This is a genomic window from Lysinibacillus sp. NPDC093197, assembly GCF_044754025.1.
GTDB lineage: Bacteria > Bacillota > Bacilli > Bacillales_A > Planococcaceae > Lysinibacillus.
Genome location: NZ_JBIVOH010000003.1, coordinates 288,825 through 309,356 on the forward strand (window position 1 = coordinate 288,825; position 20,532 = coordinate 309,356).

Sequence of the window (20,532 nt, forward strand, 5' to 3'; positions counted from 1 at the left end):
TGTCCAGTTCCATAAAACAATTTAATAGTATTAACGAGAATTTTTTTACTTTAAACAGCATATAAACCATTCATTTTTAACAAAAAATATGAATCTACACAATATCAAATGTGAATTCACATGTGGAATACTGTACTTCCTCTATTCTGAAGCATTCTTTTCCCCAGAAGCATTTTTCCGCAAATTTCCTACACTAACTGTATGCTCTCTAGTTGAATTTTATGTGACAGGCACTCAAACAATTCTGAATTTTTATATATCCAAGTAAAAACCCACGAAGACTTCTGCGCTTACAAAGTGCTGCGCGCGGAAAGCTAAGTGGGTTTTTAAAAGTGACAGGCACTCAAACAATTAAATTTGCCGCACCTATTAATGCTGCATTTTCAAACAATTGCGAACGTCTAATTTCATATGTGTTTCGATAGGAAGGAAGAACATAGTGTTGAGTCACTTCCTCAATTTTCTCCATAAATCGGGAATTCGTTTTCATAACACCGCCACCTAATACAATGCAGTCCGGGTTAAATGTTAGTATAAAATTCGCCAAAACCATACCTACATATGTAGCTGCTTGCTCAATAATTTCTTGTGCAACTAAGTCTCCTGACTCAGATGCAGCAAACACCATTTTTGTATCAATTGGTCTTCTTTCATGCTTCTCCATTTCGAGCAAAATGGATGTACTATTTTTGATTGCATCCATTGCACGTCGTTGAATGGATACTCCTGATGCATATGCTTCTAAACAACCCAATTTGCCACAATTGCATGTTGGGCCATTCGGATTAACAGTGACATGCCCTATTTCACCAGCTAACATATTACTGCCAGTAAACAATTGTCGTTCAAAAATAATGCCTCCACCGATTCCTGTGCTTATCGTCATAAAAAGCATATTCTTTGATTGCCGACCAGCACCGAAGTTAAATTCTCCCCAAGTAGCTGCACTCGCATCATTGACTACTGTAATTTTCTTATCTAACTGAGCATTTAACATCTGCCCTAAAGGTACGTTATTCCAATTGAAAGTAGACCAATAGTGAATAATTCCATTATCTGTATCAACTATCCCTGGCACTCCGACGCCTATACCTTTTATCTCGTAACCTTCTGAAAGAGCATTAATCGCCTCTACTAATCTATTAACAACAATCTCTGGACCATCATGCCCTCTCGTATCCATACGAGTTTCCTTCATGATTTTCCCATCAACACTTAATAATCCAACGGCAATTTTTGTACCACCCATATCTACCCCAACTAGGTACTCTTTTTGCTGCATTTTATTTCCCCCAATGGTCACTGTGTCTATGCACGATATAAAATTATATCCTTTATTTCTTTAATTTTATGTTCGTCTATAAAGTGGTCAAAGCTCGATTGATGCCGAACACCGGATCCAAAATGAAATTCTGAAACGTTGACCTGATTCAAAAATGATGGAAGGGTATTAGGTGATAGACCAGAACCTGGCATTATTTGAATGTGAGATTGGCTTGCCTGTTGTTCTAAAGCTTGAATTTCGCTAACCGCATCAAGTACTTTATTTTTGCCACCTGATGTTAAAATTCGTGAGATTTCCTTATAAGACATTAACGTATTTAATGCCTTTGATTGGTCTCTTACTTCATCGAATGCTCGATGAAATGTAATATCCAATCCATCCGCCGCTTCTATTAATTGTTTTAAAGTATGTTCATCAATATCATGCTCTTCAGTAAGTGCACCAACAACTATTCCACTAGCACCTAGCTGCTTACATATTTGAATATCCTTTAACATTATTTGTAAATCATTTTGATCGTAGAAGAATGAACGGCTGTGAGGACGAATCATTACATTTACAGGAATCGTTAATTCACCGCAAACACTTTCAATCATTGCATAGCTCGGTGTTAATCCTCCCTCGACTATACCTGCGACTAATTCAATTCTGTCTGCTCCTGCTTTTTGTGCCGCTTTCGCATCTGTTAAAGAAATTGCAATCACTTCAATAACCATATTTAGTCATTCCCTTTTTCTAGTTTACTATAGCTTTCTATAAAATCTGCCAATAATCGAACGCCATAACCTGATGCACCGCGCACATGATAGCCTCTCGTTTTCGGCGATTGAACAGGTGCCGCCATATCAATATGTCCCCATTTAGTACCTTTAGGGACGAATTTTCTTAAAAAGAGTGCAGCCGTAATAGAGCCTGCTAGATTGTCTGAGCTAATATTACAAATATCTGCATAATCACTCGCTAATGATTCCTCATATTGATCAATAAGTGGCATCGGCCATACAAAATCACCATTTTGACCGCCTAGCTTTTTCATTAATTCTGTAATCGACTCATCTCCGAATACACCTGCATATTTTAAGCCTAATGCTGCACCAATTGAGCCCGTTAACGTAGCGATATCAATAATTACATCTGGCTTTAACCTTTCAGAATATAATAGAGCATCAGCTAAAATAAGTCTTCCTTCAGCATCTGTATTGCCAACTTGAACATGTAGATTATTTGCGAAACGAATAACTTCACCTGGTAAAAATGCCTTTTCATTAAGCAAGTTTTCAGCAATCGGCAACAGGGCGGTTACATTTACATCTACATTTTTTGAAGCGATTAAATCCATAGCACCAAATACAGCACCTGCTCCGCCCATATCCATACGCATATCGCTAATGTTAAGACCCGTTTTAATGCTAATACCACCGCTATCATAAGTCATGCCTTTACCAATCAACACGATATGCGGCTTATTAACATTCGTACAGTACTTAATCTCTGCTAAATAAGATGAATATTGACTGCCTCTTCCAACTGCCAGTAGCCCATTTAATTGGAGCTGTTGCAAGTCGTCAGTATTATAAATATTGACGGACAGATTTTTTTCACCGAAATGCTGACGAATCGTTTCAGTAAATGTGTCTGGGTTAAGGTCAATCGGATCTGTATTACATAAGTCTCTCGTTATATTAGTGCTATTTGCACGTAACATTCCAACGGTAATAGCATTTTTTAAAGCTTCTGTTTCTTCTAATAGAAAATATACATTACAAGGTTTTACGACTATTTTTTCTTTGCGGTATTTTTGAAACTGGTAGGCCCCAAGTATCCAACCTTCTACAAAAGCAGTCACAGCATCTAGATGATTGAGATTTATTGCAGTTAAAAAATCAAATGATACTTGAATGTCATTATTTTCACTGGCATTAGCCACTCGTGCTACTTCTCCTGCTGCTTCTCGTAAGCTCTCAAAAGTAACTGTTTCATCGCTTCCCAATCCAATGATCAAATAATCCTGACCGCCCTGCTCTGTTTCATGTCTTAACCAGTGGCATTTATGTTTTTCAATCATCCATTTAGGAATTCGGATGGATTGATGAGCTGATTGTAATACAGGATTTACAACAACGATATCCTTGTTCCGTTGCCCAAAATGAAATTCCATTTATCATCACATCTTTCATTTATCGTCATTAAGTTTCGAGCCGGCTCGAAAAGCTTCTCTTAAAATCGATGACACCCGCAAGAGCCTTTAACTATATTAAAAAGGAAAATATCTAAGTTTTTTGTTCTTAGATTATTTCCCTTTTTTATAGTTTTTTCATAACATTAATCGATATGTAGCATTAAATGTCCTTCGATTTTTTCCATAGTAAACTGTATATACTGTCCTTCAACACTGTAACTTACCTCTGATAATTCAGGCAGTTTTTTGACAGATGTCACCTTTGTATCACCAACAAACATTCTAATTTCTGTGTTATAAAGTGGGATAATGTCTTCAATCGTATAAATATCCTCTGAGCGTTTCTCAGTTATATAATGAAGTGCATGCAAAATCTTTGCCCCTGTTTCTTTATCTTCATTTAATGATGTCAGCAATGTCGATGGACCATTATGAGCAATGAGCTTTCTTTCAAGAAGATGATCAATCGCATCATTCATCATCCATTTACACCAAGCTAGGCCATTTTTTCGATATAGTTTGAAAATAGGGTGTGAGAAGTAAATGATATTTTGGCGTTTTGTCACTGCAGCATGTCCAAATGTATGCGATGATGGGGCATGTTGATGCGAACAAAACGTAGTGCCTTCTCTATTAAAATAAGGTTTTACTGTCTGCATCAGTACCTCTGACTGTACAGGTTTCATTTCTAAACCTTTTAAATACATGACATACTCTTCTTTATGCAATTTTTTCCCAATTATATCATTCGGTAAAACAAAATCACGGTCATACTTTGATTCACCAACGTACACATTTCCAAATAAATCTTCTTCGTTACTATTTTTATTAATTAGAGATTCAAATGTACCAATAATTTTCCCGCCATTGTTAGCGTAAGCTTGTAGCTTTTGCTGTAACTCAGGAGAATAGTCAATCACATCAGGTAAAATAATTAACTTATAGTCATTAAAATCAATTTGACTGTCGATAATATTAAATTGATATGATAACTCTTGTAACATTCTAACTGCACCGATTAATGCTGGATGGATACCTAAATTATGATCTCCTGGTGTATAAAATTCTTCAGGTGTTAATACCCCGATTTCTGTAACCGGTTTTGTATTCATACAGTACTTTTCTACTTCTTTCACTTTTCCATAAACACTGCCAATTAATTCATAAGCAGCTTTCGATAATTTACCATTTGGATGAAGTTGATCTCCAATTGAACAGCCTGCACCTAAAGCAAGCATATTGAAGCACTCAAATTCTAAAGCTGCTTTATTTTTCAATGAGTGGAAATCACCCCAATACGTGTGAAACTTACCCGTCATACCGATGATGTCCTTACCCAAAATACGAGAATATCTCATTGTTGCAGGGAAATGATCATAGCCCCATCCACCACTTGGTAAAGACTCTAGCTCCAAATGTGTATAATTGTTTAAGCTACTTTTATTGCCTGGACCAATATGAGAGCTATTATAGAAAATACCTGCATGCGGCACTCTAGTTCTAATAAAATCACTAATCTCTTCTTTAAATTCCTCAAGCATCAGCGTAGAATAATAGATTCTATCTACTCTATTTTCTGTGTTTAACCCTTTACGTTCCATTTGTTCAAAACAATTTTTACAATTACAATCAACTTTAAATAAAATATCTAAAAAGAAGCCATCAATATTTTCGCTTTTCACTGTATCGATAATATCTTGTAAATGGTCTTTAAAATATTGTCTATAGCCGCTATTTAAACAAATTGTATAGTAAAAATGTGGTTCAGGAACACCTTGGCTGTTAATGAATTCTCCGTTTTCATCAATCGATAACCACTCTGGATGATGTTTACTAATATAACCATCCCATTGCACAGTTGTATAAATCGGAACTTTAATATTATTTTTATGGCAAACCTCTATTTGTTCTAATAAAAGGTTTTTATTTTCAAGATGCGGATGGATTAAATCTGGACGATGCTGTGAAGGGTAATATAACCAGCCGTGATGACATCTAGCAAAACAAGTAATCGAGTTTACATTCGCTTCTTTTAATGTCTCAACAAACTCCTCTGCAACAAAGTCCTTTCCAACACCAGGAATATTTTCACTCGTATGAAAATCTAAATGTACCTGTCTATAACGTAATTCACTCAAATTCATAACCCCCAATAATATTCACTATTTCTATTTCATTGCTATTCTTTGACTGAGCCTGCCGCAAGACCACTTTCAATTTTCTCTTGGAATAGAAGATAAACGACTAAAGGAACTAATATCGTGATGACGATTGCAGCCATTAATGGCCCGTATTCTGATCCTCTTTCACCACTAAAGTTTAATAGACCCAATGCAATTGGTTTTAAGCGGTCATCATTAATAAATAAAAGTGGGAACAGAATGTTATTCCATGCGCCTAAAAAATTAAAAATAGAAACAGTCGATATTGCTGGAACAGACATCGGCAATATAACTTTGAAATATATTTGGAAATAACTTGCGCCATCCATAAGTGCCGCTTCTTCTAAAGAGGCATTAATCCCTTTCATAAACCGTGTCAAAACTAAAATGCTAAATGACAAAGAAAACGCCACATACAGTAGAACTAATGCCACTAAATTATTTTTCAATTCTAGTGCTCCAATAATATATGAAACTGGTACAAGAACTGTATGCATAGGTATCATCATACCTAACAGGAAAAACAGAGCTAAAAATTTATTCACTTTAAAGTTAAATCTTGATAATGTAAATGACGCCATAGAAGAGACAATCGCAAGGATAATAACTGTTGCCATTGAAATAAGTATACTATTTAAAAAATATCTACTCATATTCGCTTCTTGCCAAGCAATTACATAGTTTTCAAATCTAAAAACCTCAGGCAAACTAAAGGGTGAACTAAATATTTCTTTATTTCCTTTAAGAGAAGAAACTAATGTAAATAACATCGGTTCAATAAACATTAAAGCCATTGCTATTACAAAAACATATAATATTATTTTCTTTTTCATTGGTTCTTCTCCTTCCTATTCATGATGGCTTCACTACCGATAGTCAATACGAGCGCAATAACAAAAATGATGACCCCTAATGCACTACCAACGCCGTAGTTGTTGTATCTGAAAGCTTCATAATACATTAAAGTAGTCGGCAGATTGGTTAGACCATTCGGCCCTCCCTCAGTCATAACAAAAATTAAATCAAATACTTTCACGGTCCCAATAATATCCATTAAAATACATAAAGTAATAATTGGCTTTAGCATAGGAACTGTTATATGGAAGAACTTTTGTACAGATGAAGCCCCATCCATCTCTGCCGCCTCATATACTTCTTCTGGTATCGTTGTTAATCCCGCTAATAGGATTACCATGTAGTATCCAACACCTGCCCAAATGTTTACAAAGATAATTGCACCCATAGCAGTAGATGAGTCAATTAACCAGCCTTTAGCTAAATCTGCTAGACCAATAAATTCTAATAAGCTATTTAAAGAGCCATTTGGCATAAAGATAAAATACCAAAGTAGACCGATAGCTGTTAGTGGAAAAATAGTAGGTACAAAATAGATTACTTTAAAGAATCGATGTCCCCTAAATTTCGTATTAATTGCAACTGCTAATAATAAAGCGATTGGTGTATGGAATAAAACGCTAAAAAACACCATGCCAAACATATTTTTTAAAGAAATAAGAAAGTCTTTATCTTTAAAGACATTTAGATAGTTTTCTAAACCTACAAAATTTAATGGTGCTCCTTTAATGCCATTCCAATTGACAACGGAAAAATAAAGGGCGCCTATCATAGGTATAATAAGGAATAGAATATAGATTACTAAGGCCGGTAAAGTAAATAGAAAAATTTTTGACTTATCTCTATTTGTTTTTACATTCATCTATTCCCCTCCATTTCTTAAATTTTTTGTAATCTTAATCAATTTTAATCTAATTCGCATATGCAACAGGCGCACGCATTCCGCGGGTAAGCATCGAGCCGCTACGCTCGATGCTTGCATTTCCCACTGGAGTCGCCGCCTTCCGCTCCACCTTAACATTCGTTATGCAAAAACTACTTATTTAGATTTATCAATTTCATCTTGAATTTCTTTTGCTGCATCTTTAGGCTTACCACCAATTAAGATACTTACGATAGAGTTTCTTGTTCTATCTTGCATAGATGGTAGTGGATCAAAATCGAACACATCTACTGCAATTCCTGTTGACGTAGCACCTAATTCAATATTGTGTAAGAACAAATCAGATACTTTCGAGTTATCAATTGCGATATCTGATCTTGGAATTAAGAACTGTGCTTCCTCTGCAAATCGTTTAGCTGCTTCAGCAGAAGTAAGCATTTTTAGTAGTTCAATTGTATATTCTTTTTCTTTTCCTTCAAGTTTGCCATTCACCATATATGGACTAATAATTTGCATATCTTCATCTTTAAACTCTGGTTTTTCATCAAAGTATGGGAATTTAGCAAGTTTAATCGCATCAGCGTATTCTGTCTCACTTGGATTCGTAAATTTCCCAATGTTCCATGGACCAGTAATAATCATCGCTGCCTTACCTTCAAGGAAATCTGCCACAGCAATTTCATCACTTATACCAGCAGCACTTTTACCAAATGCATCTAACTTATTTAAGTCTTCAACATATTCAAGTGTTTTCACAACTTCTGAATCTGTCCATTTTAATTCTCTAGTACCTAGTTTCTTTGCTGCTTCTGTCCCCATCCATTTATAAAAAATTTGGTTGTGTAAATGTCCTGCCATATACGTTGCCTTTGCACCAAGTGCAATAGGTGTTACATCGATGCCTTTTAACTTTTTAACAGCTGCTGTTAGTTCACTCCATGTTTCAGGGAATTCATTAATACCAGCTTTTTTAAGTATTTCTTCATTATAATAAACACCAATTAAACCAGACTCCATTGGAATTCCATATGTCCCCTCATGACCTGGCACTTGATAATATTTTAATGCACCTTCTGTGAAATTTTGTCCCCATTCAGGATCATCCTTTAAAACTGGGTCCATATCCATAAGTAAGCCACTTTCAATATACTCGTTTAAATTTGCAACACCTTGAACTCTAAAAATGTTAGGTAAAGTGCCAGATGCAAGATCTGTTTTCAGCTTATTGTTAAATGCTGATTCATCACCTTGAGATTCATCAACAACAACTACATCGGAATGCTTTGCCTCGAATTCTTTAATAATATCTTTGTAGATTTGTGCCTGACTGCTTGTCCCTGCCATTCTTGTTAGCAATCTGATTTTTACCTTACCATCTGCATTATCACTAGCATCACTCGAACCACCACACGCTGTAAGTATAGTAGCTAATAAAACCATCAATACAACTAGCATCTTTTTCTTCATAAATTTCATCCCCTTTGTAACAAATTTTTATTTTGTATTTGGTGTTAATGCAAATACCTCATGGATTGATCCTACTTCAATGCCCCCATCACTTTTAATGATGCTTGGTCTAAGGGAGCGAATATTAGCAATTGTTTCTTTATTTTCATAGTCTATTTGCTCTAAAATTGAAGCAATTACATTTGGCCAAACGTCTTCTGAACCATCTAAAACTTTCAAAGCGAAACCTAAACGTTCTTTTTTCAAGCCGAAGCAATACACGCCTTTTGCTCCGCCCTTTGCTACAATATTTCGATCTTGCAATAATACAGAGCAAATAAAGTTTTCAGACGCTACCATGTTGAATTCATTGTTCATAATTGTTGTCATTCGCTCTACTGCTTCTCTAAGTTCCAAATCTTCAATTAAATCTGGACAAGCTAATTTCAAACTTGTAATAGCCATATTGTGTAATGGTATAGCAAACACAGGCACACCACAGCCGTCTATTCCGATATGAATTTCAGATAGCGGTGTTTCTGATAAATAAGATAGCGTTTTCAAAATAAGCTGTTGTAGCGGATGATCTATATTCCAATAACCCTCCGTTGGAAAACCCATTTCACGACAAGTTGCAATAAAGCCCATATGTTTTCCTGAGCAGTTATGAAAAAGTCGTCTTTTCTCTATATGTTGTCTTAACATTGCCTCTTTTGGTTCCGCATTTAAAGGGTACGAAAAAGGACAAAATAATTCATTCTCATTAATGGCTAATTTCTCTTTCATCGTTTCTAGCGCTTCAATGTGATACGTTTCTCCGCGATGTGAAGCAATAAATAACGCTGCTTCTCTATCAGTTAAGCCATACTTTAAATCAATTTTAGATAAAAATGCAGGTAGTGCTTGAATCGGTTTTGCAGCAGAACGGAAATATGTATTATGTTGGATATTACCAACTTGATAGATAGCCTCCTTGCTGTCATTAACACCACAAACGACACCAGAATGAACATTTTCCAGTAAGTTCGCTCTTGTTTCTTCTACTAACACTTCAGAATTCATAATTCGCTTTCCCCCGATACATTAGAATGACCAAATTCCCGATACGCTTGTATTCATATCGAGTTTACGGTGAACATGCAGTTAATGTTCATCCTCGAAATACCGATTATTTGATGACACCTTTTTTTAAAATGATGTTAGCGTACTGAGCTTTTTCGCTTGTTGCTACTACGGCAAAAGCCTTTTTTGTGCGCTCGTAAAATTCAAAGCGTTCCATAAATTCAAATGGAATTGGATATTCGGATTGATGTTGAACGATTTGCTCATACTCTTTCCAAATCGTTGGTTCCACTGGATCTCCCGGGACAACAGCCATTAATTGAATGGGATGTTCCACATACGTATCGATAGGAAAGAACGCCAATATCGCTTCTAGTAATTCTGGAATTGTATGTCCATCACAACGGATTAGCTGTTGGGCATGGCTGGCAGCAGGAAAATTTCCGTCCGCCAACACAATTTCATCTCCATGACCCATCTCCATTAATACCTTCATTAAGTCTGGTGAAATAATAGGAGGAATTCCTTTTAGCATAGTTATTCACACTCATTTCTTTAATCTTCTGCTACGAAGTAATTTGTAAGAGAACCTAATTTCTCGATTTCTACAGTTACTTCATCCCCTGGTTGAATATACACTTGCTGTTCTGCAGGATATCCGAACACTACGCCTTCTGGTGTACCTGTTAAAATAATATCTCCAGGCTCTAATGTCATATGTCGGGAAATATAACTAATAATTTCAGCACAATTGAAAATCATATCTGCTGTGTTTGAGTTTTGTCTTATTTCTCCATTTACATATGTTTTTAATGCTAGATTATTAGGGTTCTCTATTTCATCTGCTGTCACTAAGTAAGGACCAACAGGACTGAACTTATCGCACGTTTTACCTAACAACCATTGTTGTGTTTTCATTTGCAAATCGCGCGCCGATAGATCATTTACAGTGCAATAACCAAAAACATGGTCTAATGCATTTTCTTCTTTGACATTTTTTATCTTTTCACCAATAACAATTCCAAGCTCTACCTCATAATCAAGTTGCTTTGTTACATTTGGAATTTGAATATCACTTTGATGTCCAGTTAATGTGTTATCAAATTTATTAAATAAAATAGGCACTTCTGGATATGGCGCATTCGTTTCATCTGCATGTTTACGGTAATTTAAACCTACGCAAATAATTTTATGTGGTTTTGTAACACATGGTCCCCAGCTGATTTGACTGTCATCTACAAATACTGCACTTTCTTCTACTTCTATTGCTTGAATAAAATTTTGAAGCTTTGCAATCTCTTCTTTATTACAAGAAAATAAAGACATTACATCTGGTAAGTTATTAAAATTCGAATTTTTGTTAATCGATGCGGCTATATCTATAATGCCTTGCGTCGTTTGAACGCCTAATTGATAGTTGCCCTGCTTTTCAAATGTTAATAGTTTCATAATCATTCCTCATGTCATTTCGTAATATTACGCATTTTTCCCAAAGACAACGCCACCATCTATGTAAAGCGGTGAACCCATCATAAAACTGGACTCATCAGATGCTAAAAATAAGGCCGCTTTCGCAACATCTTCAGGTTTTCCTAATTCGCCACTTAGCTGTCTTGTTTTAATACTTGCGATGGCAGCTTGTGGATTGTCATATGCATTCTTTAAATAATTTTCTACAAATGGTGTGAAAATTGTTCCAGGTAATAAAGCATTTACTCGTATATTGTAAGGTGCATAATCTACCTGCATCGCCTTTGTTAACGATAAAATGGCTCCTTTAGTTGCCGAATATAATGCGCGTTGCTTCAAGCCTATTTCCGCAGCACATGAAGACATATTAATGATGCATCCACTCTTTTGCTCCATCATGTGAGGGACAATATATTTTGTTGGCAAATAGATTCCCTTTACATTTACGCTCATCACTTTATCCCATACGTCTGGCTCTACCTCATCTATCCGCCCAACATTACTAATGCCTACATTATTAAAAAGGATATCAATTTTTTCGAATTGCTTTGTAATATGTTCAACCATCTCTTTTACAGCTTCAGGAATAGTCACATCTGCATGATAAAATGTTGCGCTTCCTCCGTTATGTTGAATATCCTTTACTGTACTTTCACCATTTTCCTTGTGAACATCGTTAATGATGACGTGGGCTCCCTCTGCTGCAAAAAGAAGGGCTGTCGAACGACCAATACCACTACCACCCCCGGTAATGAGTGCTACTTTACCTTGTAATCTCATAGCAACAATTCCCTTTCTTGTTCTAAATGGTCTTCTGGCTGTGCGGCTTTCACAGTAAGTCCTCCATCTACCATTAGTAAATGTCCGTTTATTTGCATCGCTTCCTCAGAAGCTAAAAATACGACAGCATCAGCAATTTGCTTTTCAGTCCCTAGTCTTTTCATTGGGTTGGCTTGTATTTCTTTTTCTAAAATACTTGGATCTTCGAGATATTCCTGACACATATCTGTAGCTACTGTACTTGGACCGACGGCATTGATATTAATATTATATTTACCTAATTCAATCGCTAAAGCTTTAGTCAAATGACTAGCCGCCGCTTTGGAGGAAATATAATGTGGAATAACAGGACTTGTCACAAGCAGGCTTGCTGTAGATGTAATATTAATGATTTTGCCGTACCGTTTTTCAATCATTTTTTTAGCTACCCGTTGTGAAGTTAAGAAAATTGATTTTACATTTGTTTGATACGTCGTATCCCAAGTTTCTTCTGTTAACTTCATAAATGATTCGAATGGCGCTATACCAGCGTTATTCACTAATATATCTACATTGCCAAGCGTTTTCTCCACTTCATCTATCATGTGATCGACTTCTTGTTTAATACCTACATTCGCTTTTACAACCATCGCTCTGACATTAAAACGATTCTCTATTTGTTCCTTTAACATTTCGGCTTTTTCTAATGAACTTTGAGATGTATAGTTAATGGCAACATGGGCTCCTTCTTCTGCTAATCTTTCTGCGATAGCAGCCCCTATCCCCCTACTTGCTCCTGTTACTAGAGCAACACGGTTTTCAAGTTTTTTCATATTTATTCTCCTAACTTTACTTGTTATAGACTAATACCAATTCTGCTAATACTAAATTCTTGATGGCCTAAAATCTCGGCTTTTGTTTCCTGACCTTTTGCTACATTTACGATCGATTCAAAAATGCGTTTACCCGATTCGTCCAACGTTTCTTTCCCTTGTAAAACAGGGCTGACATCTACATCGATATTGTCTGCCATTCGTCTTCCAGTAATTTCGTTACCTGTTATTTTAATGACAGGAATAATTGGATTTCCTGTCGGTGTCCCTCTTCCTGTTGTAAAGCAAACAACATGAACACCCGCTGCCGCCATGCCTGTTACACATTCAATATCATTCCCTGGTGAATCCATGAAATAATAACCTGTGCCTGGAATTTCTTCAGCGAAGTCTACAACCCCTTGAAGCATTGCTGTTCCAGCTTTACTGATACAACCTAAAGATTTTTCCTCAATCGTCGATAAGCCCCCTGCAATATTGCCTGGGCTTGGATTTCCTCCACGCATATCGACACCCATACGTTCTACTTCAAGTTCAAATTGTTCAACACATTTATATAATTTTTGTTGTACATCTTGATTGATTGCCTTTGCAGCAACAAGATGCTCAGCACCAATGATTTCTGTAGTCTCGCCCATGACAATTGTGCCACCTGCATTCAAAATAGTATCAGCTGCTCTACCAAGTGCAGGGTTACTACATAATCCTGATGTAGCGTCAGAGCCGCCACATTTCACACCAACAATTAGCTCTGAAAGTGGAATATCTATTAACGGAATATCTTCTATTTTTTTCAGAAGATCCTGTGCTACTTCCACACCTTTGTGGATCGTTTTAACAGAGCCACCTTCATTTTGAATGTCAATCCAAACAACTGGCTTACCAGTCTCTTCAATTTCTTGCTTTATGTCTTGTGCATTGATTACTTCACAGCCAAGGCTAACAATTAATACAGCACCGACATTCGGGTTTTTCCCCATTCCAACTAATACTTTATGTGTTCTCTCTTTGTCAGCACCTACTTGACTACATCCATGTTGATGAGGTATAGCTACTGACCCCGGAACTTGTTGTTGAATTCTTGAAGTAACCTGATTTGCACATACAACTGTTGGTAAAATTAAAAGATGATTTCGAATACCAAATTTTCCATTGTCTCTTCGATAGCCCTTAATAACTGTCATCATTTCACACCTCCTGCACTTTTATCTCCGCGTCCGCGTATGCCCTCGATATTGTGAACATGTACATGCTCCCCTATCTGAATAGCAGTAGTTGCTGCTCCGATTACTTCACCGTACTTCACAATTTCCTCAGCCTTATGGATAGGAGCAATCGCAACTTTATGTCCAAAGCTAACATCTTGTTGCAAAGTTAATTCATATGTTTGATTACCTTTTGTGTAAATCACACTTTCACCTTTTTTTACATCCGTTAAAAGGGTTGTTACATTATCCTTTTCATCCATTACAATGCAAGCTATCCCTTGTTGATACACCATTTCTGCCATTCCTTCGCCCTCCCTCTTATAATTTATAAAAACGCTTGGCATTTTCTCCAAATATCATTTCTAAATCTTTTCCAAGTAAGTTTGTAGGTAAGTTTTCCATAAGTATCGCCAGCACATCGTTGTATGTACCTGATAAATTACATACAGGCCAATCACTTCCAAACATTACTCGATTCGTTCCAAAAACGTTTACAACATGGTTGATAAAGGGCTGAAATTCTTCAATCGCCCAGTTTTTATGAGTTGCTTCTGTCACTAATCCTGAAAGTTTACACATCACATTCGGGTACATCGCAATTTCACCCATAGCTTCTTTCCAGCCATCTATTTGTTGCTTTGCAATATTTGGCTTAGCTATGTGGTTTACTACTACTCTCAATTGAGGAAATGTTTTTAATAATTCTAGTATGTAAGGAAAATGCCTTGGCTTTATTAAAAGATCTAGCGGAACATCATACTGTACAAGAAGTTCAATGTTCTTTAATACATCTTTTCTTAAAATCCAATCATCCTCATCCAAATCTTGTAACATAGGTCGAACACCTACAAAACCAGGATGTTGTAGCAACTCCTCTAAATGTTGCTTAAAGTTTAATTCTGTAAAATCTAACCAGCCGACTACACCTGCAATCCATTCATGCTCTTCAAATAAATCTAATAAAAATAAAGTTTCATTGATTGTAGGGGCCGCTTGGACTACTATTGTTTTTTCAATTTGATGTTCATTTAAAATTGGATATAAATCGTTAGGCATATAATCACGATAAAGCTCTGGTAAATCTTCGGTTAACCATTTATAATCATTCCTTGATAACTTCCAAAAATGTTGATGTGAATCGATTATCATATTCAACACCACCTTTGTTAACTTTTATGTTACCGGTAACGTAAAAATAACAAACAAAAAATTACATGTCAATACTAATTTCTGAAAATAATCAAAATTCAAAACCAAGGTAAATAGATGGTATTTATAAGAATATTTCATACTTAGTGGAGTAGAATAGCGACAATGAACGCTATTCATTAGATGCATTGACGTATTTGAATGTTACATTTACCAAGCTCAAATGTTAAAAAACTTTTCATTTTGAGTAGGTTAGAAAATGGGATGGTGATGTAGATTTTTAAACCACATGCTATAATGACTTGAGAAAAATGGTGGATGAACATCGGGGAGCTTTAAACGGAAAACTAATTGTATTATTTTATTTTTGGCTCACTTAAAGCGCTTTCCCTATTGGATTCAACAATTGGAAAGTGTAGAGTTAGAAGAAGTACAATTATATTTGAATTATTTATGTAAAAATAAACCACAACATGGTAATCACGATGACTTTATTTTGAAATAAAATGTATCTTCATTCGAGATGTTTTTTGCGTAGAATCGTTGCGCCAGCAGTAGGAATAATACAAAAAAATTAACAATGTAAGGTAGGTACGATAGGTGACAACAATATATGATATTGCAAAAAAAGCTAATGTTTCTCCTATGACTGTTTCAAGAGTTATTAACAATAAAGGCAATATTAGCGAGAAAACAAGAAAAAAAGTAGAAGCTGTTATTCAAGAATTAAACTATATCCCCAACTCCGCTGCCAGAAGTTTAAATATTAAAAAAACGAAGCTCCTTTCATTAGTTATTCCTGATATTACAAACCCTTTCTTTACAAAGGTTGCTAGAGGTGCAGCAGATAAGGCTAATCAACTAGGCTACCAGCTTATGTTGTGCAATACTGACGAAGATCCAGAAAAAGAAAGTGGCTATATAGATGCTCTTATTTCGAAAATGGTAGACGGTGTCATTATTGCGCCTACTGGAAATCAGTCTAAAAAAAACTTAAAAAAGCTTGTGAAAAACAAAGTTCCCTTTACGTTAATTGATAGGATGATAGATGATCTTCCATGCGATATGGTATTGGGGAATAATCATGAGGGAACAAGAGAGTTAGTTCAGCATTTAATTGATCGAGGACATAAGAAGATTGCGCTTATTCATGCACCGTTAGATATTTCCACATCCAAAGAGCGTTATCAAACGTATGTAGACACATTGAAAGTAAATGATCTGTCTTTTAATAAAAATTTGGTTATCCAAACACATTATAAACAAGAAGAAGAAGAATGGGACACTATCAATGGTTTACTGCTATTACCTGAGGAAGAACGACCTACTGCCATCTTCGCAGCTAATAACTTTATAGCGATTAACGCAATTACAACACTGCGCAACAAAAATATCCGAGTGCCAGAAGATATTGCCGTTGTGTGCTTCGACGACTTAGAGCCTTATTCAAATTTGGACCCTTTCTTCACAGTAGCTTCACAGCCCGCATATGACTTTGGTTATATGGGGACACAATTAGTTATTGAACGAGTTGAAGGAAACGGACCAAGCGAATATCGCAAAATTAATCTTCAACCAAAGCTTATCGTGAGAAAATCTTCAAGTACTTCTATTGTTTAAGATCATTAATAAAGTCATTTTAAAAAAAATCAGACAGAAGTAAACTCAAAAAATCCGAGTTTATTTCTTTCTTTTTTATAAAATTCAGAATCTTTTCAGTGCCTGACACTTAATCATTTTGTATATTCCCCTACTTTTTCATTTGAATTAGATGCACCTGTAAGGAAAATCTTCTTTTGTTGAAAATCCTCAACAATAAGTGCCAGGCACTCAAACAATTTAAATTAAGTTAAAGTCCAATTCCCCCTTCGTATACACCGCTGATTTCTTCTTTAGCATAATAATAATGCTCTATGATATAGTAAAAACAAGGATTTACGAAAGGATGTTATTTATGGCTAAAAGTGTAGTAATAGCTGAAAAACCATCAGTAGCTCGCGATATTGCGCGTGTATTGAACTGCAATAAAAAAGGAAACGGTTATCTTGAAGGGGATAAATACATCGTTACATGGGCACTAGGTCATCTTGTAACATTAGCAGACCCTGAAAGCTATGACGTGAAATACAAAACGTGGAATTTAGAAGATTTACCAATGTTACCTGAACGCTTAAAACTGACAGTTATTAAACAAACAGGTAAACAATTTAATGCGGTAAAAAGCCAACTGACGCGCGGTGATGTAGGAGAAATTATTGTGGCAACTGATGCTGGCCGCGAAGGTGAACTCGTAGCACGTTGGATTATTGATAAAGTAAAGATAAATAAGCCGATTAAACGTTTATGGATTTCTTCTGTAACTGATAAAGCCATTAAAGACGGATTTGCTAACTTAAAACCAGGCAAGGCCTACGATAATTTATATGCTTCCGCTGTTGCCCGTTCAGAAGCAGACTGGTATATCGGACTAAATGCTACTCGTGCTTTAACAACGCGTTTTAATGCACAGCTAAACTGCGGTCGTGTACAAACACCAACAGTGGCAATTATTGCGGCGCGCGAAGATGAAATCAAACATTTTAAAGCGCAAACTTATTACGGTATTGAAGCTCAGACTGCCGACCATTTAAAACTGACATGGCAAGATGCAAAAGGCAATAGCCGCAGCTTTGATAAAGATAAAATTGACGCTATCGTTAAAAAGCTTGGTAGAAACAATGCAACTGTTACTGACATTGAAAAAAAACTGAAGAAAACTTTTGCTCCAGGTTTATATGATTTAACAGAGTTGCAACGTGATGCGAATAAAATTTTCGGTTATTCTGCAAAAGAAACGCTGAATATTATGCAAAAATTATATGAGCAGCACAAAGTATTAACGTATCCACGTACAGACTCTCGCTATATTTCACAAGACATTGTTGCTACTATACCAGAACGTTTAAAAGCTTGTGGTATTGGTGAATACCGTTCACTTGCAAATAAGCTTTTAAATAAACCAATTAAAACGTCGAAGGCATTTGTCGATGATAGTAAAGTTTCTGATCACCATGCAATTATTCCGACAGAAGGCTATGTCAATTTCTCTGCTTTCTCCGATAAGGAACGTAAAATTTACGACCTTGTTGTGAAAAGATTTTTAGCTGTTCTTTTCCCTGCTTTTGAATATGAACAACTGACATTACGTGCAAAAATCGCTGATGAAAGCTTTGTCGCACGCGGGAAAACAATCCTATCAGCTGGCTGGAAGGAAGTATATGAAAATCGTTTTGACGATGAGGATACAACAGATGATTTGCAAGAACAAATCCTTCCGCGCATAGACAAGGGTGACACACTTCAGATTAAACTGATTGCACAAACATCTGGCCAAACGAAGCCACCAGCTCGCTTTAACGAGGCAACACTATTATCTGCGATGGAAAATCCGACGAAATATATGGGGACGAACGATAAAAAATTGGCCGATACTTTAAAATCTACAGGTGGTTTAGGTACAGTAGCAACTCGCGCTGATATAATCGAAAAGCTCTTTAATTCATTTTTAATTGAAAAACGTGGTGCTAAAGATATTTACATCACTTCAAAAGGCAGACAACTGCTTGATTTAGTTCCAGAGGAGTTAAAATCCCCTACCCTTACAGCTGAATGGGAACAAAAGCTCGAAGCGATTGCCAATGGGAAACTGAAAAAAGAAGTATTTATTAGTGAAATGAAAAATTATACGAAGGAAATTGTTTCTGAAATTAAGGCAAGTGATAAAAAATATAAGCACGATAATATTTCTACTAAATCTTGCCCTGATTGTGGTAAACCGATGCTTGAAGTTAACGGCAAAAAAGGCAAAATGCTTGTTTGTCAGGACCGTGAATGTGGTCACCGTAAAAATGTAGCGCGTGTGACAAACGCTCGCTGCCCTCAATGTAAGAAAAAACTCGAGCTTCGTGGTGAAGGCGATGGGCAAATCTTTGTATGTAAATGTGGGCATCGCGAAAAATTATCTGCATTTGAAGCGCGCCGTAAAAAAGAAGGCGGCGGTAAAGTCGATAAACGCTCAGTTCAAAAATATTTAAAGCAACAAAATAATGATGAACCAGTAAACAACGCAATGGCTGAAGCCTTAAAAGGACTAAAACTCGATTAAGAGTGCCAGTCACTCACACAATTCTGAATTCTCCCTAGCAAGATATTTTTAATAACTTAAGCCGCACACCAAGCATAGCGAGGGGTGTGGCTTAAGTTTTTTTCATCTCTAATGCAATATAAATTTGCTAGTAAAACTATTGAATATTTACATAAAAAGTACGTTTAAAACTGCATACTCTTATTCCCTTAACATATATTGAATTGTCATAATATTCACTAAATTATGAAGGAGGAGTAGAAAATGCAAGCTCAAGACTTTAGACCTCGAAATGTGATTATTATTACGATTATAGTTGTTTTATCACTAATAATTGGGCATTCGATTTATGTAAATTATATTGAGGTTTTATAATTACACATTCTGAAATCATATCTAGTATCTTAGTTGTTGGTGGCAGAGTAAATATGTAAGCGGAATTATTACCATAAAGGCTATCTATATACTATTTAGAGTTAGAGAGTAACACGAAGAATCTGCTCAACGTCCCCTTGTACCATGTGGGCGTAGAGAGGATTCTTTTTTCTATTGCAGGATTACCTCCTTGCTCCGCGGTATCACACCCTCACTTCGCGGAATCAGCCCCTCACTTCGCGGAATCACTACCTCAACCTCGCTTCGCGAAATTAACTCCTCGTTCCGCGGAATCACACCACTGCTTCGCGGAATCAACCCTTCGCTTCGCGGAATCACACCACTGCTTCGCGGAATTACACCCTCACTTCGCGGAATCAAACCCTCGCTCCGCGGAATTACCTCCTCAATTCGCGGAATCAGCCCCTCTCTTCACGGAATCAACACCTCGCTCCGCGGAATCAGCCCCTCTCTTCGCGGAATCAACCACTCGCTCCGCGGAATTACACCCTCACTTCGCGGAATCAACACCTCGTTTCGCGGAAACACACCTTCACTCCGCGGAATCACTTCCTCACTTCGCGGAATCAACCCATCACTTCGCGGAATCACACCATCAATTCGCGGAATCAGCCCCTCTCTTCGCGGAATCAACACCTCGCTCCGCGGAATCAGCCCCTCTCTTCGCGGAATCAACCACTCGCTCCGCGGAATTACACCCTCACTTCGCGGAATCAACACCT

General features: G+C 36.6%; 17 protein-coding genes. 2 read left to right on the forward strand and 15 right to left on the reverse strand.

The genetic code is table 11. The annotated features are described in order from the left end of the window. Positions 1-343: 343 nt before the first annotated feature. The 15 genes from ACIP9G_RS11355 to ACIP9G_RS11425 all read right to left on the reverse strand — a co-directional run bounded on the left by ACIP9G_RS11355 (position 344) and on the right by ACIP9G_RS11425 (position 15,291). On the reverse strand, positions 344-1,282 hold the full coding sequence (locus tag ACIP9G_RS11355) for an ROK family protein (RefSeq protein WP_401019347.1): 939 nt from the start codon (positions 1,280-1,282) through the stop codon (positions 344-346). 26 nt (positions 1,283-1,308) lie between these two features. Further along, the gene (locus ACIP9G_RS11360) at positions 1,309-2,001 is read right to left on the reverse strand and encodes a copper homeostasis protein CutC (RefSeq protein ID WP_340821093.1); all 693 of its coding nucleotides are present in this window, start codon (positions 1,999-2,001) and stop codon (positions 1,309-1,311) included. A gap of 2 nt (positions 2,002-2,003) precedes the next feature. Further along, positions 2,004-3,443 carry a leucyl aminopeptidase family protein gene (locus tag ACIP9G_RS11365; RefSeq protein WP_401019349.1) on the reverse strand — a complete coding sequence of 480 codons (1,440 nt, stop codon included), beginning with the start codon at positions 3,441-3,443 and terminating at the stop codon, positions 2,004-2,006. A gap of 164 nt (positions 3,444-3,607) precedes the next feature. Next, positions 3,608-5,602 (reverse strand): alpha-amylase family protein, encoded by a 1,995-nt coding sequence (locus ACIP9G_RS11370; protein ID WP_483869663.1) that lies wholly within the window; start codon positions 5,600-5,602, stop codon positions 3,608-3,610. Positions 5,603-5,643: 41 nt separating this feature from the next. Continuing rightward, entirely contained in the window at positions 5,644-6,459 is an 816-nt protein-coding gene (locus tag ACIP9G_RS11375) for a carbohydrate ABC transporter permease (RefSeq protein WP_340821096.1), read from the reverse strand. Continuing rightward, entirely contained in the window at positions 6,456-7,343 is an 888-nt protein-coding gene (locus ACIP9G_RS11380; RefSeq protein ID WP_340821097.1) for a carbohydrate ABC transporter permease, read from the reverse strand. The genes ACIP9G_RS11375 and ACIP9G_RS11380 overlap by 4 nt, the downstream gene beginning before the upstream one ends. 177 nt (positions 7,344-7,520) lie before the next feature. Continuing rightward, the gene (locus ACIP9G_RS11385) at positions 7,521-8,831 is read right to left on the reverse strand and encodes an ABC transporter substrate-binding protein (protein ID WP_401019354.1); all 1,311 of its coding nucleotides are present in this window, start codon (positions 8,829-8,831) and stop codon (positions 7,521-7,523) included. 27 nt (positions 8,832-8,858) lie between these two features. Continuing rightward, positions 8,859-9,872, reverse strand: coding sequence for an asparaginase (locus tag ACIP9G_RS11390; protein ID WP_401019357.1), 1,014 nt, complete (start codon positions 9,870-9,872; stop codon positions 8,859-8,861). Between the two features lie 106 nt (positions 9,873-9,978). Next, entirely contained in the window at positions 9,979-10,407 is a 429-nt protein-coding gene (gene fucU, locus ACIP9G_RS11395) for an L-fucose mutarotase (RefSeq protein ID WP_401019360.1), read from the reverse strand. A gap of 20 nt (positions 10,408-10,427) precedes the next feature. Then, a complete protein-coding gene (locus tag ACIP9G_RS11400; protein WP_340821101.1) occupies positions 10,428-11,321 on the reverse strand; it encodes a fumarylacetoacetate hydrolase family protein in 894 nt (297 codons plus the stop codon). 27 nt (positions 11,322-11,348) lie between these two features. Continuing rightward, positions 11,349-12,122 carry an SDR family NAD(P)-dependent oxidoreductase gene (locus tag ACIP9G_RS11405; RefSeq protein WP_340821102.1) on the reverse strand — a complete coding sequence of 258 codons (774 nt, stop codon included), beginning with the start codon at positions 12,120-12,122 and terminating at the stop codon, positions 11,349-11,351. Beyond that, entirely contained in the window at positions 12,119-12,934 is an 816-nt protein-coding gene (locus tag ACIP9G_RS11410) for an SDR family NAD(P)-dependent oxidoreductase (RefSeq protein ID WP_340821103.1), read from the reverse strand. The genes ACIP9G_RS11405 and ACIP9G_RS11410 overlap by 4 nt, the downstream gene beginning before the upstream one ends. Before the next feature lie 23 nt (positions 12,935-12,957). Next, on the reverse strand, positions 12,958-14,118 hold the full coding sequence (locus tag ACIP9G_RS11415) for a UxaA family hydrolase (protein ID WP_401019641.1): 1,161 nt from the start codon (positions 14,116-14,118) through the stop codon (positions 12,958-12,960). Continuing rightward, positions 14,118-14,444 (reverse strand): UxaA family hydrolase, encoded by a 327-nt coding sequence (locus ACIP9G_RS11420; RefSeq protein WP_401019364.1) that lies wholly within the window; start codon positions 14,442-14,444, stop codon positions 14,118-14,120. Before ACIP9G_RS11420 ends, ACIP9G_RS11415 begins: the two co-directional genes overlap by 1 nt. 16 nt (positions 14,445-14,460) lie before the next feature. Next, positions 14,461-15,291 carry an amidohydrolase family protein gene (locus ACIP9G_RS11425; RefSeq protein ID WP_401019366.1) on the reverse strand — a complete coding sequence of 277 codons (831 nt, stop codon included), beginning with the start codon at positions 15,289-15,291 and terminating at the stop codon, positions 14,461-14,463. A gap of 600 nt (positions 15,292-15,891) precedes the next feature. On the opposite strand from ACIP9G_RS11425, the gene ACIP9G_RS11430 reads away from it, so the two are divergent. Both ACIP9G_RS11430 and ACIP9G_RS11435 read left to right on the forward strand, forming a co-directional pair. Further along, positions 15,892-16,911, forward strand: a complete 1,020-nt coding sequence (locus tag ACIP9G_RS11430; RefSeq protein WP_401019367.1) for a LacI family DNA-binding transcriptional regulator — start codon at positions 15,892-15,894, stop codon at positions 16,909-16,911. 334 nt (positions 16,912-17,245) lie between these two features. Continuing rightward, complete coding sequence (locus ACIP9G_RS11435; RefSeq protein WP_401019369.1) at positions 17,246-19,435, forward strand: DNA topoisomerase III; 2,190 nt, start codon at positions 17,246-17,248, stop codon at positions 19,433-19,435. Positions 19,436-20,532: the final 1,097 nt, after the last annotated feature.

Bases quoted from the DNA above. Each gene is read 5' to 3' on its own strand.
- ACIP9G_RS11360 (WP_340821093.1), bottom strand. From the start codon at position 2,001: ATGGTTATTGAAGTGATTGCAATTTCTTTAACAGATGCGAAAGCGGCA.
- ACIP9G_RS11385 (WP_401019354.1), bottom strand. From the start codon at position 8,831: ATGAAGAAAAAGATGCTAGTTGTATTGATGGTTTTATTAGCTACTATA.
- ACIP9G_RS11410 (WP_340821103.1), bottom strand. From the start codon at position 12,934: ATGAAAAAACTTGAAAACCGTGTTGCTCTAGTAACAGGAGCAAGTAGG.
- ACIP9G_RS11380 (WP_340821097.1), bottom strand. From the start codon at position 7,343: ATGAATGTAAAAACAAATAGAGATAAGTCAAAAATTTTTCTATTTACT.
- ACIP9G_RS11435 (WP_401019369.1), top strand. From the start codon at position 17,246: ATGGCTAAAAGTGTAGTAATAGCTGAAAAACCATCAGTAGCTCGCGAT.
- ACIP9G_RS11400 (WP_340821101.1), bottom strand. From the start codon at position 11,321: ATGAAACTATTAACATTTGAAAAGCAGGGCAACTATCAATTAGGCGTT.
- ACIP9G_RS11405 (WP_340821102.1), bottom strand. From the start codon at position 12,122: ATGAGATTACAAGGTAAAGTAGCACTCATTACCGGGGGTGGTAGTGGT.
- fucU (WP_401019360.1), bottom strand. From the start codon at position 10,407: ATGCTAAAAGGAATTCCTCCTATTATTTCACCAGACTTAATGAAGGTA.
- ACIP9G_RS11355 (WP_401019347.1), bottom strand. From the start codon at position 1,282: ATGCAGCAAAAAGAGTACCTAGTTGGGGTAGATATGGGTGGTACAAAA.
- ACIP9G_RS11365 (WP_401019349.1), bottom strand. From the start codon at position 3,443: ATGGAATTTCATTTTGGGCAACGGAACAAGGATATCGTTGTTGTAAAT.
- ACIP9G_RS11375 (WP_340821096.1), bottom strand. From the start codon at position 6,459: ATGAAAAAGAAAATAATATTATATGTTTTTGTAATAGCAATGGCTTTA.
- ACIP9G_RS11390 (WP_401019357.1), bottom strand. From the start codon at position 9,872: ATGAATTCTGAAGTGTTAGTAGAAGAAACAAGAGCGAACTTACTGGAA.
- ACIP9G_RS11425 (WP_401019366.1), bottom strand. From the start codon at position 15,291: ATGATAATCGATTCACATCAACATTTTTGGAAGTTATCAAGGAATGAT.
- ACIP9G_RS11420 (WP_401019364.1), bottom strand. From the start codon at position 14,444: ATGGCAGAAATGGTGTATCAACAAGGGATAGCTTGCATTGTAATGGAT.
- ACIP9G_RS11415 (WP_401019641.1), bottom strand. From the start codon at position 14,118: ATGACAGTTATTAAGGGCTATCGAAGAGACAATGGAAAATTTGGTATT.